The sequence below is a fragment of the Demequina sp. genome (assembly GCF_016278765.1).
Lineage (GTDB): Bacteria > Actinomycetota > Actinomycetes > Actinomycetales > Demequinaceae > Demequina.
Window position 1 is genome coordinate 1 of the sequence record NZ_JADQBE010000041.1, and the last position, 16,033, is coordinate 16,033.

The window sequence follows — 16,033 nt, forward strand, 5'->3', positions numbered from 1 at the left end:
TACGCGATGCTCATGCTGCTCGGATTCCTGGTGCTCGCCAGCATCATCGTGGTGGGGGGATAACCCATGGCCATTCTGACGATCCTCATCGCCGTACCTGCCGTGGCGGGTCTGGCACTGCTGACGATTCCGCAGTTGCGTGCCGTCGCACGCCAGTTCGCGCTGGCCGTCGCCGGCCTGGAGTTGGCCGCGGTCATCGGCATGCTTGCCGCCTTCGACCGCGGCGACGCCGGTGCGTTCCAGTTCGCCGAGACCTACTCCTGGATTCCGCAGATCGGCGCGAGTTGGGCTCTCGGCATCAACGGCATCGGGCTGAGCCTGATCCTGTTGGCCGCACTGCTCACCCCACTCACGATGCTCGCCGGGTGGACCGAGGACGAGGAGGAATCGCGCCGCGCGCAGTACTACGGGCTGCTGCTCATCACCCTGGCGTTCATGGTGGGCATCTTCGCGGCCCGCGACGTCTTCCTGTTCTACGTGCTGTTCGAGGCGATGCTGCTGCCGCTGTACTTCCTCATCGGCTCGTTTGGCGGCGAGCAGCGCCGGTATGCGGCGGTAAAGTTCCTGATCTACTCGCTGCTCGGCGGCCTCGTCATGCTGGTAGCCGTGATCGCGCTGTACTTTGCGGGCCCCGGCGGCGATCAGGCATTCCTTACGGACAACCTCACCGGCCTCACGTATGACGCCCCATGGATCGAGAACCTGCTGTTCCTCGGATTCTTCTTCGCGTTCGCGATCAAGGCGCCCATGGTGCCCGTTCACACGTGGTTGCCCACGGTGGCCGAGTCGGCACGCGCAGGGACCACGACGCTCCTGGTCGCCGTCCTCGACAAGGTCGGCACCTTCGGGATGCTCACCCTGTGCCTCACGTTGTTCCCCGCGGCGTCGGCGTGGGCGGCACCGGTCGTCATCGTGCTGGCCGTCATCTCCGTGATCTACGGCGCGCTCGCCGCGATCGGCCAGGACAACATGTTCCGGTTGGTGGCATTCACCTCGGTGAGCCACTTCGGCATCATGGTGCTGGGAATCTTCGCCTTCACCCGTACCTCCATCGAGGGCGCGACGTTCTACATGGTGAGCCACGGACTGTCGACGGGGGCCCTGTTCCTGCTGGTCGGCTTCCTGGTGAAGCGACACGGCACCGCCTCGGTGGAGGCCTACGGCGGTCTGCAGCGAGTCGTTCCCGTGTTCGCGGGCACCTTCCTGATCGTCGGCCTGTCGGCGCTCGCGCTGCCTGGCATGTCGCCGTTCGCTTCGGAGATCATGGTGCTGATCGGCTCCTACGAGGCAGCCAGGTGGGGCGTCATCATCGCCGCGCTGGGCGTGATCCTCGCGGCCCTGTACATCCTGCTCACGTACAAGAAGGTGTTCACCGGCCCCGCTCCCAAGGCCATGGAGCCCACCAAGGAGCTGTCGCTCATGGAGCGCGTGGCCGTCTGGCCGCTGATCGTGGCCATGCTCGTGCTCGGGTTTGTGCCGGCCCTTGCGGTGAACTACTTCAAGGATCCGAGCGCAGCCATCGTTGTCAGTGTTGAGGAGGCCGGGCTGTGACGTACACCGCTCCCGATATCGCCTGGGCGCCCCTTGTGCCCATCATCGTCGTGCTCGTCGCGGGCGCCGTGGGTGTGCTCATCGAGGCATTCATGCGCAGTGTCGCGATGCGCCGCATGGTGCAGCTGCAGCTGGCCGTCGTGGCGCTCGTGCTCTCGGCGTTCGCCATCGTCTGGCAGTGGGTCGCCATCGACGGGGCCGGCGTCGTGGTGCTGAGCAACATGATCTCCCTCGACCGCCAGGCGCTGGCGTGGCAATTTCTGCTGGTGGTATTCGCCATCGGCGGCGTGCTGCTGTTTGCCGACCGCAATCGTGAGGGCGAGGACGCCTTCACACCGCTGGCATCCGTGGCGCCGGGATCGTCCGAAGAGACGGTCGCCCGCGCCAAGGGGATGGCCGTCACCGAGTCGTTCCCCCTGCTGATGCTCGCGACCGGCGGCATGATGCTGTTCGCCACCGTCAACGACCTGCTGTTCTTGTTCGTGGCTCTCGAGTTGTTCTCTCTGCCGCTGTACATCCTTGTAGCGCTGGCGCGCCGACGACGCCTGCTCAGCCAGGAGGCGTCGCTGAAGTACTTCCTGCTGGGAGCCTTCTCCTCAGCGATCCTCCTGTTCGGCGTCGCACTGGTCTACGGCGCCACGGAGACGACGGCCATGACCGGCCTGTTCGAGCACTACTACCCACAGCGGCACACCCTGCTGCTGCTCGGCCTGTTCATGGTGGTCGTGGGGCTGCTCTTCAAGATCGGCGCGGTGCCATTCCACATGTGGGTGCCCGATGCCTATCAAGGCGCCCCCTCTCCCGTCACAGCGTTCATGGCCGCAGCCACCAAGGCCGCCGCCGTCGCCGCACTGGCACGCCTGTCCTACCTGGCGCTGTACAAGTTCGCCTGGGAGCTCAACTGGGTGATGTGGACCGTCGCGATCGCCTCCATGGTGTTCGGCACCGTGCTCGCGATCGTTCAGACGGACGTCAAGCGCATGCTGGCGTACTCATCGGTGGCGCACGCGGGCTTCCTGCTGGTGGCGTTCGCGGGATTCTCGCCCACGGCCCTGTCCGCCTTGCCGTTCTACCTGGCCACGTATGGCATCGCGACCCTCGGCGCGTTCGCCGTGATCACCCAGGTGCGCGAGCTCACGCCCGACGGTGCCGCGGGTGCCGAGGCGACCCGACTTGGCCAGTGGGCTGGCCTCGGCAAGCGCAACCCGCTGCTCGCGGGCCTCATGTCGCTGTTCCTCATCTCCTTCGCCGGGATCCCGCTCACCGCCGGGTTTGTGGGCAAGTTTGTGGTGTTCCGCGCCGCGATCGAGGCGGGCGCCTGGCCGCTCGTGCTGGTGGCGGTCATCGCGTCTGCGGCCGCCGCGTTCTTCTACATTCGCCTGGCGGTGCTGATGTTCTTCACCGATGCCCCCGACGACGCCACGCCCCTTGTCGAGGTGCGCGTCACCGGCATCGGCCGGGCGGTGGCGATTGTCGCGGGAGTCATTGTGCTGGCGCTCGGCGTGCTGCCCGCGGGCGCCTTGAACCTTGCGGACGACGCCGGCGTCCTGCTGTCGCATCCCGTCACCTCAGGCGGGTAGGCGCCCTTCACCATGGCCCTCCCCATCGGCAATGCCGCGCTCGAGGTCTCGATCTCGCCACGGCTGGCACTGATCGAAGAACGGCTGCGGGACGCCGTCGCGCAGTCGGACAGGCTCGCGGACGCCACCTCGCGCCACCTCGTGGATGCGGGTGGCAAGCGGCTGCGCCCGATGCTCGCGCTACTTACCGCGCAGCTCGGCGACGCCGCGCGGCCGGAGGTGCTGGACGCCGCCGTCGTGGTCGAGCTGACCCATCTGGCCACCCTGTATCACGACGACGTCATGGACTCGGCGCCCACGCGGCGCGGCGCTCCGGCGGCCCACGAGGTGTGGGGCAACTCGGTGGCGATCCTGACCGGCGATCTTCTGTTTGCCCGCGCATCGGCCGTGGTGGCGGGGCTTGGCCCCGAGGCTGTCCGGATTCAGGCCTCGACCTTCGAGCGCCTGTGCCTGGGCCAGCTGCACGAGACCGTGGGTCCCGCCGATGGCGAGGACGCCGTGAAGCACTACCTGCAGGTGCTCGCCGACAAGACGGGCTCGCTCATCGCGACCTCCGCCCGCTTTGGCGCCATGTTTGCCGGCTGCGATCGCAAGACCGTCGAGCAGGTCACCCACTATGGCGAACTCGCCGGGGTGGCCTTCCAGATCGCCGACGACGTGCTCGACATTCGCTCCGACGGCGACGTCTCGGGCAAGACCCCCGGGACTGACCTGCGCGAAGGCGTGGCCACCATGCCGGTGCTGTTGCTGCGCCAGCGCGCCGTCGGCCCCGATGGCACGGAGGAGGACGACGCCTTGCTGGCCGCGATCGACGGCGACCTGACCGACGACGCCGCGTTGGCCGACGTTGTCGCGCGTTTGCGCGCGCACCCGGTGCTCGACGAGACGGAGGCGCTCGCCACCGAGTGGAGCCGTCAAGCGGTGGGCGCGATCGACGACTTGCCTGCCGGCGAGGTCAAGGACGCGCTGATTGCGTTCGCCGAGGCGCTCGTGACTCGCGCGGCGTAGCACCCGAAACTCGTAGCGCCCAACGATTTGCGACCCACCTCCGTTTGGCAGGGTGGGGGCGAAAGGTGGGGGACGTGGCACGGTGGCAAATGCTGGTCGAGCAGTTGCTCGCCGAACGCGGGTCGAGGCTGGTGGCCTATGCCGCCTTGCTGGTGGGGCGCGACGGCGACGCGGAAGACCTGGTCCACGACGCGGTCGTCAAGGTGTTCTCCCGGCCGCGGCCGCTGTGCACCGTCGACGAGGCAGAGGCCTACGTCCGGTCTGCGATGCCCAGCATCGTCATCGACAAGGCCCGCTCGACCGCGAGCAAGCGTCGCGCGCTGACACGGGCGTTCGAGCGCGCCGAGCACACCCCTGACATTGACGCGGGCCTGGACGTGCGAGCTGCTCTCAGGGAACTCTCCCCGCGTGAGCAGGTGTGCATCGTGTTGCGGTTCTTCGACGACATGACGGTGCCCCAGGTGGCGGCACGGTTGGGCCTGGCCGAGGGAACCGTCAAGCGCTACCTGTCCGACGCAAGGGCAAAGCTTCTCCCACTGCTGGACGTGACCGCGTGGGAAGAGGATCAGGAGATCACCGTTGTGGTGGCGACCAGGCGAGGTGACAGACATGCGTGACCTGCGAGAGGTGCTTCAGGGGAGTTTTGAGTCCCATGCCGATGCGCTGGGGAACGCTGGAAGGTCGTGGGGCGGGTTGGCTGCGCGCTCGACGCGAGACACTCGCAACCGGCGCGCATGGCGGGCCGGTGCCGCAAGCACGGTGGCTGCGGCGGCGGCGGTCGGCATCGTCGCGACGGCGATGGGGGTTGTCGGGGGCGGTGGTGGCGGTGACGCGCTCAACCCCGCGCAGCGACTGGTGATGGACGACCCGTATTCGCTGGGGGAGTGTGCGGCGTACGTTCCGGCCAACGCGGAGGTGCTGCCTGATGGGTACTACATTGGCCGCGCCTACGTGGACTCGGCGTCCGGCTTTGTGGTTGCCGTGACCCCGGACGGCACCGTGACCCGGGTCCAGCCGGGGCCCAATGGGGACTACCCTTTCGACTTCGGCGACGGTCATCTGCGGAGCCTCTCACGGCCGGACTTGCCCAATGACATGCCGCCGCTTGTCGGCGACTACACCCAGAACTCTGGCGGTGGCGACATCTGGGTGGATGCAGCGCTCGACAGTTATGCCTGGACGCGGGTCGTGCCGGCGCCGGCTCCTGACGGGGTGAACCTGGACAACCTGTGGAAGACGCTGGCAATCACGCTCACGGGCGGCGGCGCGGGCTATGACCCCGGGGCGGTGCCAGACGGCGCCACCACCGACTTTGTGGCGGGCTACACGGATGGTCGCGAAGACACCGGGGCGTTGCTGAACGGTGGTGCCACGCCCAGCGTGCGGGAAGACATTGACACGAACGCGCTCGAATACGTGGCGCTGCGCGTCACGCTTGCTGATGGCTCGAAGTGGGAGTTGCGGTTCGACTACACACCCGAGAACATCCCTGACCTTCCATGCCAGCCGACTCCTCCGAGCGGCCCGTTCGAATGGCCCTCGCAGGAGCAGACAGCGGCTGCGGAGGCCGGTGCGTCCGAGGGTGCCACATCAACGGATACTCAGGCGATGGGTGAGCCGCTGTCCGGACCGGAGTCCGAGGTGTTCCAGTGCGAGGCGCCGCCACCTGCGGACCTTGAGAATTCGGGTGACGTGACCGCGCGCCTTGCGAGCGGCGAGGTGATGATCAGCGATCCCGACACATTTGACGTGGGCGAGGACGGACTCATGGTCGACGTCACCGCACCCCTGTGGGAGATGGACCCGAAGACGATGATCGCCCAGACGCCACGTGTGACGGGATGGCAGCCGACTGGCGGCAGTCAAGGAGATGGGCCCTTCTACGGCAATCTGACGTATCTAGAGACAGTTGCGGTGAGTGAAGGTGCGATCGTGGGTGTGGCCGGCGAACCGGTCGTGGACTGGACTGCCAACGGCGTGGGAGGCGCGAGCGCTGGCTACAAGTCGCCCGACACGGTGAACCTCAGGGGTGGCTTTATCGCCGCCTTCAACGGGATCCGCGGAACGCTGCAGCCGTGCGGCTACGCCACGTCGGCCGATCTTGCGGACGCGCAGTTGGCGGTGCTCTACGGCTTTGGCCCGGATGTCCCGAGCATGAGCTACGGCTGGACGCTCGTCGCGAACTAGCCGAAGGGCGAAGTGAGTGGAGGCGCCGTCGGGCGCCCCCACCGCGAAAATGGCTCAATCTGTACCGCCAAGCAGTGCAGCGCCGTCGATGGCGTAGTTCGTACCCTCGCCAACCAACGGCGCCCCGGTTACGCTCGATCCATGAGCGATGCAACGCACCCCGACCAGTCCGCTCGTTGGGACTACGTGGACGACTACCTTGAGTCCCAGTTCGCGGCGGGGGACTCCGCCCAAGCGGCGGTGCTTGCCGCTCAGCGCGGCGCCGACATGCCCGACATCGCCGTGAGCCCCATGCACGCGCGGCTGCTGGGAATCCTCGCGCGCAGCATCGGCGCCACCACGGTCGTGGAGTTCGGCACGCTCGGCGGCTACTCGACGCTGCATCTGGCGCGAGCCATCTCCCCCGATGGCCGGGTCATCACCCACGAGCGGGACCAGCGCCATGCCGACGTCGCGCGTGCCAGCCTCGACGCCGCGGGAGTGGGGCACAAGGTGACGATCCGAGTCGGCCAGGCACTCGACAACATCCCGGCCCTTGCGGACGACGCCCCGGTCGACCTCACTTTCATCGACGCGGACAAACGCAACAACGCTACGTACTTCGAGGCGGCCCTGGCCGTGTCGAGGCCCGGAAGCCTCATCGTCGTCGACAACGTGGTGCATGGCGGCGACCTTGCGGACCTCGACAACACCGACGAATACGCGACGGGCGCGCGAGCCGTGGTGGAGTTGGCCGCGCGGGACAAGCGGGTCGAGGCGACCGTGCTGCAGACCGTGGGCCGCAAGGACTACGACGGAATGCTCATCGCGACGGTCCTGTAGGGGACCCAGTGCACCTCGCAGCGGGCGGCTAGATGGGCTCGGTCACCGGCTGCTCGCCAGCAGCGCGCGAGAGCCCAGCGGCCCTGCGCCTTGATAAGGGCCGCGCGCGCCGCGCATCGACGGTGATGAGGGTGAGCGCGATCCACACCAGGCCGAAGCCCGCCCAGCGGCCGGCGGGCATCGGCTCGCCGAAGTACCACACGGCGAGCGCGAAGGTCATGGTGGGCGTGATGTATTGCAGCATCCCGGTGATGTTGAGCGGTAGCCTGCGAGCTCCGGCGGCGAATACCAGCAGCGCACCAGCCGTCCAGGTGCCGGTGCCGACCATCATGACGTCGTGCCACCACCCCAAGCCGTCGGCCCCGCGCGCCAGGAACGTCGCGTCGCCCTGCGAGCCCACGACCCACAGCACTCCCAGGGCTACGGGCGCGAGCACGGCCGTCTCGATGGCCAGGCCGCTCAGCGCGTCCACCCGGCCGCCCACGCCCTTCTTGATGAACGAGTACCCGGCGAAGGAGAACGCCAGCGCCAGGGAGATCCATGGCAGGCCGCCCATCTCCACGGCGATCACCACCACGGCGACGGCGCCGAGCGATATGGCGACCATCTGCAACTTGCGTAGGCGCTCGCCCAGGAACAGCACACTTAGGCCCACGGTGATGAGTGGGTTGATGTAGTAGCCGAGCGAGGTCGAGGCGACGCGGTCTGTCACGACCGCGTAGACCATGACGCCCCAGTTGATCGCGATGAGCACCGATGCCGCAGAGAGCCGCAGCACGGTAGGCCGGTGGCTGGCCACGGCGCGCAAGCGACGCCACGCCCCCATGGCGGCGAGGATGGCGATGCACACCAGCAGGGAGGACAGCGCGCGCCACGCGACGATCTCGAACGCCCCGGCGGGCTTGAGGGCGGCCATCAGGATGGGGAACAGACCCCACACCACGTACGCGCTGGCGCCGTAGGCGAGGCCGCGGCGGTCCAGGGCTTCTGTCATAGCGACAGTCTGGCACCGGCCGCTGAGGCCGCAGCGCGTGAAACTGGCACCGTCGCACAGGGGCCAGGCCCCCACGCGCCCCTTGACTGCCCTAGTGAGGCAGTCCCACATCCACGCGGCCACGGCGCGTACGCAACCGTGATTGCACTCGGCTGAAGACCAGCCGATCCACCGCTACGGTAAAGGTCAGCACCACCACGATGGTGGCCATCATCTCGGTGAGGTCGCCCGTCTTTCGCGAGCGTCCGATCACCTCGCCGATGCCGGTGCCCGACAGGGCGCCCGAGAAGATCTCGCCCGCTACGAGACAGCGAAAGGCGATCGAGCAACTCAGTTCGACTCCCGACATGATGCCTGGCAGGGCGGCTGGCAGGACGACGCGCCTGACGAGGGAGGTCCCGCTCTCGCCCAGCGTGCGCCCGGCGCGCAAGTGCAGCGGGGGGACGTTGCGGACAGCCGTGCGGGTGCCCAGCACGATCGCGGCGACGGGGATCCACATCGAGGTGGGCATGCCTTGGAGGGCGGCCAGGTACGGGGAGAGGCCACGGTCCACCGAGCGCGACATGCCAATGGCCAGGCCTCCTGCGACGCCGAGCACCACTGCGATAGCGAAGCACGCCCCCATGAATGCGGCCATGCGCCACAGGATCGACCCGAGGCGACCGTCGGCCGCCATGTCCCACAGTTCCGTGGCGGTGGTGCCCGGGCTCGGGCTCGGGCTCGGGAGAGCGTCGGCCGCCTGGGCGGCGAGCCACCACGCGAGTGCAGACACCGCGCCGGTGACGACGGTGGGCAGGGGGCCCCAGCGCCGACGCGGCCCTATCTGCTCGGGGGGCTCCGCCCGGGAGTCAGATGCTGACATAGCCGTCGCGCCCCTCTCGTGGCGCGGAGATTCCCATCTGGTCGGCGGCGACCTCGGCGATCACCTCGGCCACTGTGGCGGCAGGTGATTCGACCGCGCCGGAGCAGCTCGCGTCGCCTACGGTGCGATACCGGACCACACGACGCTCGAGCGGCTCGCGCTCGATGTGGCGCCACACGTCCAACTCCGTCCAGTTGGACAGCGGGAAGACGCGCACGTGCTGGCCCGGCAGGTGCCGCGTGTTGTACAGGTTCCACAGTGCGGGCCGCTGGTTGCGCGCGTTGCGGGTGCCGTCGGGGCGCTCGCGCGGGCGGCCGTCGTCGATGCAGTCCTGGACCTTCGCCGCCGTGAGTCGCAACCCGAGCCGCTCGACCGCCTCTGGCAAGATGTGGATGCCCTTGGCCTCGCGTGCCTCGAGCGTGCTGAGGCCCTCCCGGACCCGCGTGGGGCCCATGCGTGAATGCCGCACTCTGTCTTGCCCTGACCGGCCCAGCGGCCCGCGCGAGGGTCCTCGCCGGGTGCCATCGCACGCGTGCAGGGGGCGCAGCCAATGCTCGGAAACCCCTGGGCGACCAGAGGGTGTCGAGGGAGCTCACGGGCGTCCTGGTACGACTCGACCTGATCGTCAGACCACAACGCGAGGGGGTTGATCTGCACGAGTCCGTGTGTGGCGTCCCACTGGACCACGGGAGGTTCGGCGCGCGTCGTCGCATCTACCCGGCGCGCGCCGGTGACCCACGCGTTGATCACGGTGATCGGCAGAAGCCGCGCGACCTCGTCACGGGTGGCTAGCGTCTCGGGGAAGTGGTAGCCAGTCTCCAGGAAATGCACGCCCACGCCCGGAAGACGTGCGCCGAAAGTCGCCACGGCCCAGTCCGCGACCTGTGGGGCGGATGCCGTTTCACGCCGGGAGTTGACATCGGCTACCGTCTGCTCGCTCCACTGCGTGGGGTTGAGAATCGTCAGGGGACCTGTCATCGCATCCTTGCTCACCGCAGCGCCTCCTCATCCCCGCGGAGGGCCCACTCGGAGAAAGCCTCGTCCTGCTGTCGGGTCTCCAGGTAGTTCCGGGTCACTCGCTCGATGTACTCCGGCATCCCGTCGGCCTTGACCTTGTGGCCGCGCAACTTGCGGCCAAAGTCGTTGTCCTCGCCGCGACCGGGCCGCCCGCCCAGGTGCACCTGGAAGCCGGGCACTTGCTCACCCGTCTCGTCGTCCAGCACCAGTTGGCCGTTGAGTCTGATGTCGGCGACTTGGATGCGGGCGCACGAATTGGGGTAGCCGTTGTTGTGGACCGAGATGGGGGTGTCGAGGTCGGGGAAGGCCCAGTCGAGCGTCTTGACGACCTCGCGAGCGGTCGCCTTGGTCTCCACGATCGCGAGCTTGCAGTACTCGGTGCCGGGGCGGCGCTAGGTGTACAGACCCCACCAGCGCACGCGGCCGCGAAGGTCGCTCGGCGGGATCGATCAGAAGCCCCACTTGGAGGACAGCGTCTCGATGCGGTGGCGCACGTCGAGCGGGTCGGAGACCGACGTGAACTCCTCCTTCGGGTTGAGTGGGTGCGGTCACCCGCCGCCCACTGTCCGTCCTTGGAAGCGGTGTCCTTGCGCGCCGAAGCCTCGCGAGTGCGAATGAGGCGCGCCTCGTCGCGTCGCTGGCGGCGTTCGTCGGCATCGTGCGTGTCGGTGGTGGTGCTCACCGATCGTCCTCGTGGGAAAACCGGGAACTCGTCCGCGAGCGTGCTTCAGCAACGCTCGGAAGGCCGAGCGCCCAGGGCTGCAGGGGGTCTGTGTCTGGGCGGCTAAGCCGGCAGCCACACGGCACAGCGCATCGCGCGCATGGAGCGCGAGCGGATGCACTGGAGGGCCATGGCGGAGAGTGTGGCACGGGACCGAGGTCCTAGGCGGACGGTCGGCGCGGCGGACTTCACTCCGGGGACGAAGGCACATACCTCACCAGGTATGCGCTCAGTGCCGCACCCGTTCCTCGATGAACTTCTCAATCTCGTCGATGAGCAGCGGGTTCCTGGTCTGCAGCGCGATCTCCCGGGTGCCGAGCGTGACGCCGCCGCGCACAAAGTTGTGCGAACCAGTGATGGCGACGCGCTTGCCGGACCTCAGGTAGAACACCATCACCTTGGCGTGCAGGTACTGGCGCTTGGTGTACAGCGTGTGGTGGCGCGTGAACGCCATCGACACGGCGATCAGGAGGCGGTTGAAAAGGCTTGCGTTGCGCGGCGGGTTGAACCACATCTCGTGGTGCTTGGACGCGACGATCTTGCCCAGCTCTCCCGTGGGGCAGTACTGGGAGACCAGCACGACGCGCTTGGACTTGCGCGCGAACTTGACAGCCCGGCGGTAGATGATCGAGTCGCCTGGAATCCCGCCATCGACCAGCACCTGATCCTTGCCATACGTGAGAGCGGACGAGCGGAAGCCCGAGAAGAAGGAGTTGGCGTGGCGGGTGCGTGCGTAGACGCGCACCAGGTCCTCGGCCAGGCGGTGGTCGGTGATCCGCAGCATGTAGTCGCCGTTGGTCGCACCGCGATCGTCGAGGTTGACCCCGCCAAAGCTGTAGACCGTGTCGTCAACCACGCAGAACTTGGTGTGCGTTCGCCCGCGCCACGGTAAGCCTCCCTCTTGACCCAACCAGTCGAACGTTGCCCCCGCATCGGTCAACTCCGTCGCCATAGCCATCGAGGCGCGCCGCCGCTTGGTCAGGTAACGCTTCGGCACAAAGCGCCCGGCGGCATCGGCGTACGTGAAGGTGTCGGCGGCCACGTGGACATCCACGCCCCGGTGCGCGGCCGCCACCAAGGCGTCCAGCAGGCCTTCGGTCTCGGCCTCGTCGGCAATGGTGAGCGCGATGACCCGAACCCGCCGCTTGGCGTCATGAATGCGTTGGGTGGCGTCGGCGATGTACTCCTGAGGCAACAACAGGTCCGCGCGCTCCAGGTGGCGGTCGTCCCCGACGCGCGCCGGTCCGGGGCCCGGCTTGGGCCGCGTGGTCAGGTGTGCAATGTCCATATATCTAGGTTGACGGTTGATGGCGTCCAATCATTCCGGGGCCACACATCGTCACCGCAAATTCAGCGAAGATTCACGTGGGGCAACGGCCACCGCGCGCCGCAGTAACGCCGCCGGGGCCACGCAGGAATGGCGCACGAGGTCGTGGGCGTTGAGTTTGGGGCGTCTATACTCTGTGCCGTTCGCCCTGGACGCCGTCTGGGCCCCACATCTCCCATGCCAAGGAATCTCATCGTGACTACCGAACGACCGCTACGTGTCGCCGTGATTGGTGCCGGGCCCGCCGGCACCTACGCGGCCGACATCCTCAGCAGAGCAAGCCTTCCCGCGTCGATCGACATCATCGAGCGGTTGCCGACTCCGTTCGGCCTGGTGCGCTACGGGGTGGCGCCCGACCACCCCCGCATCAAGCAGATCGTCGTGGCGCTCGCGAACGTTCTTGGCCGTGGCGACATCCGGCTGTTGGCCAACGTCAACATCGGCACCGACCTCACGCTGCAGGACCTTCGTGAGCACTACGACGCGGTCATCTTCGCGACCGGTTCGTTCAAGGACGCCGACCTCAACATTCCTGGTATTGACCTGGATGGATCGTACGGAGCCGCCGAGCTGGTGAACTGGTATGACGGCCACCCGGACGTCCCGCGCACGTTTCCGCTGAACGCCAAAGAGGTCGCCGTTTTCGGGGTGGGCAACGTCGCTCTCGACGTTGCCCGCATCCTGTCCAAGCAACCCAAAGACCTGGCATCCACGGACATTCCGGCCAACGTCATGGAGGGCCTTGAGGCGTCCCCGGTGACGGATGTGCACCTGTTCGGTCGCCGCGGTCCAGCGCAGGTCAAGTTCACTCCGCTGGAGTTGCGAGAACTCGGTCAGGTTCCGGATGTGGACGTCATCGTGTACCCCGAGGACTACGACTTTGACGAGGGTTCGATGGCGGCCGTCGAGGGGCACCACCAGACCAAGCAGGTGGTCAAGACGCTGACCGACTGGACCCTGCGTGAGCCCACCGGTGCGTCGCGACGGATACACCTGCACTTCCTGCAGGCGCCCCACGAGGTGTTGGGCAAGGACGGGAAGGTGACGGGCGTCCGTGTTGAGCGCACCGCGCTCACGGGCGACTGCAACGTCAAGGGGACCGGCGAATTCATCGACTACCCCGTGCAGGCCGTCTACCGCGCGGTCGGCTACTACGGCACGCCCATCGACGGGATTCCTTTCGACGCGTCGAAGGGCACCATCGCCAACGTCGGCGGTCGAGTGGTGGACGGCGGCGACGTGCTGCCCGGCTACTACACGACCGGCTGGATCAAGCGCGGCCCGGTGGGCCTCATCGGCTCCACCAAGTCCGACGCGGCCGAGACCATCGAAAACCTGATCGAGGACGCCGACCGGCTGTTCGCGCAGACCGAGGCGGGACCCCAGCAGCTCAGCCCTGACAACGTGTTGTCGCTTCTGAAGCGTCGCGGCGTGCCCGTGGTCCAGTGGAAGGACTGGGAGGTGCTCGACGCTCACGAGCGCGCGACCGGCGAGGCCGACGGTCGGGAGCGCCTCAAGGTGGTTCCGCGCGAAGAGATGACGGACGTCGCACTGCGCCGCAAAGAGTAACTCTCAGTCCTCCGCCTCCGTCTTCCACGTCGCGAGACTGGGGATCGCGGGCGCCGCGAGGCGGGCGTGCCGCCACGCGTCCAGCGCACGTCCCGGACATTCTGGAACGCGCACAGTGGGTCACCCGTTCTTACGTCGAACAGGAGGATCACGTGACCACCCGACGCTACTTCAACGGCGCCAAGACGCTGGGGCTTTTTGTGTTGCTCTGGGCCGTACTGCTGGGCCTGGGAAGTTTCATTGCCGGAGGCAGTTACCTGTGGCTGTTTGCGGCATTCGGCGTGATCAGCACCTTCATCGGGTACTGGAATTCCGCCACACTCGCCATTCGAGCCATGCAGGCGCGCCCCGTCACCGAGGTCGAGCAGCCCACGATGTATCGCATCGTGCGCGATCTGTCGCGGGACGCCAACCAGCCGATGCCTCAGCTCTACGTGTCGCCCACCGCCGCCCCCAACGCCTTTGCGACGGGCCGCAATCCCTCCAACGCCGCTGTGTGCTGCACCGAGGGCATCCTGGAGCTACTCAACGAGCGGGAGCTGCGCGGCGTGCTCGGCCACGAGCTCATGCACGTCTACAACCGCGACATCCTGATCGGATCCGTGGCCGCCGCCATCGCGGGCATTGTCACGTCCGTGGCGACCATGGCGATGTGGTTTGGCGGCGGGCGCAACAGCCGCGACAACCCGCTCGGCATCGTCGGACTGCTGGCCATGCTGATCCTGGCGCCGCTGGCCGCCACCATGATCCGCATGTCGATCTCACGCACCCGTGAGTACGACGCCGACGAGGACGGCGCCAAGCTCACCGGCGACCCCGCGGCGCTCGCGTCGGCGCTGCGCAAGCTCGAATCCGGGGTTGCGGCGCGCCCGCTCCAGCAGACCCCGCAACTGGAAAACGTCAGCCACATGTTCATCGCCAACCCCTTCAAGGGGGTCGGCCTCGCGCGCATGTTCTCCACCCACCCGCCGATGGACGAGCGCATTGCCCGGCTGGAGGAGATGAACGCGCACCGGGGCTTTCTGAACTAGTCCCCGGGAGTGCGCCCGGTCTAGAACAGGGCGATCAGGAATCCGAGCAGCAGCAATGAGTTGACGACCTCGATGGCGCCCACCGCCGGAACCTTGAGGTGCCATGTCGGAAGCAGCGCGGCACGCGCCAGGAACCAGGCAAACGGCAACGCCAGCCAGGCGTTCACCGCGACGGCGCCCGCGAGTGCGCCCACGTGGAACGCGACGGAGACCATGTAGTGTGAGCGACTGCCGTGCTCGCGAATCATGCTCTTCACGTAGAACACGGTGCCGGCAAGGTAGAGCCAACATGCGACTGCCACAGTGATGCCGATGGTCCAGTCGAGTTGCGCCGTTGCCGGCGCGATCATCGCCATCAGCGAGGCCATCGTCACGGAGGCGACGCCGTTGCCGGACGCGCGCTCCTGACCCACTCGGGCCGCCACCGTGTTGACGGCCAGGAGCACCGCAAAGACGGGCGCGAACCACAGGAGGCCCGGCCGCAGCGCGAAGAGCGGAAGGGCCGCCGCGGAGCTCACCACCCCGTAAGCGAGGACCTGCCGCCAGTACCTGCGCGGTCGCAGGGTCTTGACGGAAAGCAGCGCGTAGTACGACGCCAGCCAGCCTGACAGCCACACCACCAGCAGAGACACGTGGAGCCAGGTGAAGCCAAGCTGCACGCCCGCGAGGAAGGGCAGCAACAACATGGCCCATACGCCGTGCTGTGGCGGGATCCACCGGCGCCAGGCCGGCCTCGCGCGCCCCTCGGCGCGGGACGGCGCTGCCACTACCGGTAGTTGGTGAACTGCAGGTCCGCGTCCACGTCGGCACCCTTGAGAAGCGCCATCGTCGCCTGCAGGTCGTCACGGCTCTTGGAGCTGATGCGAAGTTCGTCGCCCTGGATCAGGGCCTTGACGCCCTTGGGACCCTCGTCGCGCACGAGCTTGGTGAGCTTCTTGGCGATCTCCTGGGAGATGCCCTCCTTGATGGTCGCGCTCAAGCGGTAGAGTTTGCCGGAGGGCTGCGGTTCGCCGTATTCGAGCGACTTGAGGCTCACGCCGCGCTTAGCGAGTTTCGCGATGAAGACGTCCAAGACGGCCTTGACGCGCTCCTCGGAGTTGGCCTCCATCAGCACCGTCTCGCCCGACATCTTGATCGACGCGTCCACTCCACGGAAGTCGTAGCGCTGGGCGATTTCCTTGTGTGCCTGGTTCAGTGCGTTGTCAACCTCTTGGGGATCGACTTTGCTCACTACGTCGAAACTGCTGTCGCCAGCCATGACCACTCCTTCTCGATGTCGGATGCGCGGGGCCGCATTCGCAGTGGCCCCGGATTCCTTGCTATCCTTCCATGCGCGCCAAGCGCAAGGCAGGTTACCCGAGCGG

The 16,033-nt window shown here is 67.4% G+C and carries 14 protein-coding genes and 2 pseudogenes; 8 read left to right on the plus strand and 8 right to left on the minus strand.

Features of this window, described 5'->3' with window-relative positions; translation table 11 throughout:
* The first annotated feature begins 66 nt into the window (after positions 1-66).
* The 6 genes from QZZ29_RS07875 (at position 67) to QZZ29_RS07900 (ending at position 7,148) form a co-directional block, all read left to right on the plus strand.
* Positions 67-1,551, plus strand: a complete 1,485-nt coding sequence (locus tag QZZ29_RS07875; protein ID WP_291382441.1) for an NADH-quinone oxidoreductase subunit M — start codon at positions 67-69, stop codon at positions 1,549-1,551.
* Positions 1,548-3,131 (plus strand): NADH-quinone oxidoreductase subunit NuoN, encoded by a 1,584-nt coding sequence (nuoN, locus tag QZZ29_RS07880; RefSeq protein WP_291382442.1) that lies wholly within the window; start codon positions 1,548-1,550, stop codon positions 3,129-3,131. The genes QZZ29_RS07875 and nuoN overlap by 4 nt, the downstream gene beginning before the upstream one ends.
* A gap of 12 nt (positions 3,132-3,143) precedes the next feature.
* Entirely contained in the window at positions 3,144-4,139 is a 996-nt protein-coding gene (locus QZZ29_RS07885; protein ID WP_291382443.1) for a polyprenyl synthetase family protein, read from the plus strand.
* Positions 4,140-4,213: 74 nt separating this feature from the next.
* The gene (locus QZZ29_RS07890; protein ID WP_291382444.1) at positions 4,214-4,756 is read left to right on the plus strand and encodes a sigma-70 family RNA polymerase sigma factor; all 543 of its coding nucleotides are present in this window, start codon (positions 4,214-4,216) and stop codon (positions 4,754-4,756) included.
* Positions 4,749-6,326 (plus strand): hypothetical protein, encoded by a 1,578-nt coding sequence (locus tag QZZ29_RS07895; protein ID WP_291382445.1) that lies wholly within the window; start codon positions 4,749-4,751, stop codon positions 6,324-6,326. Before QZZ29_RS07890 ends, QZZ29_RS07895 begins: the two co-directional genes overlap by 8 nt.
* Positions 6,327-6,467: 141 nt before the next feature.
* Complete coding sequence (locus QZZ29_RS07900) at positions 6,468-7,148, plus strand: O-methyltransferase (RefSeq protein ID WP_291382446.1); 681 nt, start codon at positions 6,468-6,470, stop codon at positions 7,146-7,148.
* Between the two features lie 28 nt (positions 7,149-7,176).
* On the opposite strand, the gene rarD is transcribed toward QZZ29_RS07900, so the two are convergent.
* The 6 genes and pseudogenes from rarD to QZZ29_RS07930 form a co-directional block, all read right to left on the minus strand.
* Positions 7,177-8,142, minus strand: a complete 966-nt coding sequence (rarD, locus tag QZZ29_RS07905; protein ID WP_291382447.1) for an EamA family transporter RarD — start codon at positions 8,140-8,142, stop codon at positions 7,177-7,179.
* A 91-nt stretch (positions 8,143-8,233) separates the two neighbouring features.
* Complete coding sequence (locus QZZ29_RS07910; RefSeq protein WP_291382448.1) at positions 8,234-9,004, minus strand: ABC transporter permease subunit; 771 nt, start codon at positions 9,002-9,004, stop codon at positions 8,234-8,236.
* A gap of 43 nt (positions 9,005-9,047) precedes the next feature.
* A pseudogene (locus tag QZZ29_RS07915) lies at positions 9,048-9,377 on the minus strand (phosphoadenosine phosphosulfate reductase family protein); the annotation flags it as partial.
* A gap of 83 nt (positions 9,378-9,460) precedes the next feature.
* Positions 9,461-9,853: pseudogene (locus QZZ29_RS07920) on the minus strand (phosphoadenosine phosphosulfate reductase family protein); the annotation flags it as partial.
* 140 nt (positions 9,854-9,993) lie between these two features.
* Positions 9,994-10,377, minus strand: coding sequence for a hypothetical protein (locus QZZ29_RS07925; protein ID WP_366479273.1), 384 nt, complete (start codon positions 10,375-10,377; stop codon positions 9,994-9,996).
* Between the two features lie 594 nt (positions 10,378-10,971).
* Positions 10,972-12,030, minus strand: a complete 1,059-nt coding sequence (locus tag QZZ29_RS07930) for a phospholipase D-like domain-containing protein (protein ID WP_291382449.1) — start codon at positions 12,028-12,030, stop codon at positions 10,972-10,974.
* Between the two features lie 234 nt (positions 12,031-12,264).
* On the opposite strand from QZZ29_RS07930, the gene QZZ29_RS07935 reads away from it, so the two are divergent.
* Both QZZ29_RS07935 and htpX read left to right on the plus strand, forming a co-directional pair.
* Positions 12,265-13,638 (plus strand): FAD-dependent oxidoreductase, encoded by a 1,374-nt coding sequence (locus QZZ29_RS07935; protein ID WP_291382450.1) that lies wholly within the window; start codon positions 12,265-12,267, stop codon positions 13,636-13,638.
* Between the two features lie 152 nt (positions 13,639-13,790).
* Positions 13,791-14,669: a zinc metalloprotease HtpX gene (gene htpX / locus QZZ29_RS07940; RefSeq protein ID WP_291382451.1), complete on the plus strand. Its 879-nt coding sequence runs from the start codon at positions 13,791-13,793 to the stop codon at positions 14,667-14,669.
* 20 nt (positions 14,670-14,689) lie between these two features.
* Here htpX and QZZ29_RS07945 read toward each other — a convergent pair whose 3' ends face one another.
* Together QZZ29_RS07945 and QZZ29_RS07950 are read right to left on the minus strand one after the other, a co-directional pair.
* Complete coding sequence (locus tag QZZ29_RS07945; RefSeq protein WP_291382452.1) at positions 14,690-15,436, minus strand: YwiC-like family protein; 747 nt, start codon at positions 15,434-15,436, stop codon at positions 14,690-14,692.
* Complete coding sequence (locus QZZ29_RS07950) at positions 15,436-15,927, minus strand: YajQ family cyclic di-GMP-binding protein (RefSeq protein WP_291382453.1); 492 nt, start codon at positions 15,925-15,927, stop codon at positions 15,436-15,438. The genes QZZ29_RS07945 and QZZ29_RS07950 overlap by 1 nt, the downstream gene beginning before the upstream one ends.
* Between the last annotated feature and the right edge of the window lie 106 nt (positions 15,928-16,033).

What these genes read in the sequence shown, in the direction of transcription:
- QZZ29_RS07900 (WP_291382446.1), top strand. Translation starts at nt 6,468, where the DNA reads ATGAGCGATGCAACGCACCCCGACCAGTCCGCTCGTTGGGACTACGTG.
- QZZ29_RS07895 (WP_291382445.1), top strand. Translation starts at nt 4,749, where the DNA reads ATGCGTGACCTGCGAGAGGTGCTTCAGGGGAGTTTTGAGTCCCATGCC.
- QZZ29_RS07950 (WP_291382453.1), bottom strand. Translation starts at nt 15,927, where the DNA reads ATGGCTGGCGACAGCAGTTTCGACGTAGTGAGCAAAGTCGATCCCCAA.
- QZZ29_RS07875 (WP_291382441.1), top strand. Translation starts at nt 67, where the DNA reads ATGGCCATTCTGACGATCCTCATCGCCGTACCTGCCGTGGCGGGTCTG.
- QZZ29_RS07910 (WP_291382448.1), bottom strand. Translation starts at nt 9,004, where the DNA reads ATGTCAGCATCTGACTCCCGGGCGGAGCCCCCCGAGCAGATAGGGCCG.
- QZZ29_RS07885 (WP_291382443.1), top strand. Translation starts at nt 3,144, where the DNA reads ATGGCCCTCCCCATCGGCAATGCCGCGCTCGAGGTCTCGATCTCGCCA.
- rarD (WP_291382447.1), bottom strand. Translation starts at nt 8,142, where the DNA reads ATGACAGAAGCCCTGGACCGCCGCGGCCTCGCCTACGGCGCCAGCGCG.
- QZZ29_RS07930 (WP_291382449.1), bottom strand. Translation starts at nt 12,030, where the DNA reads ATGGACATTGCACACCTGACCACGCGGCCCAAGCCGGGCCCCGGACCG.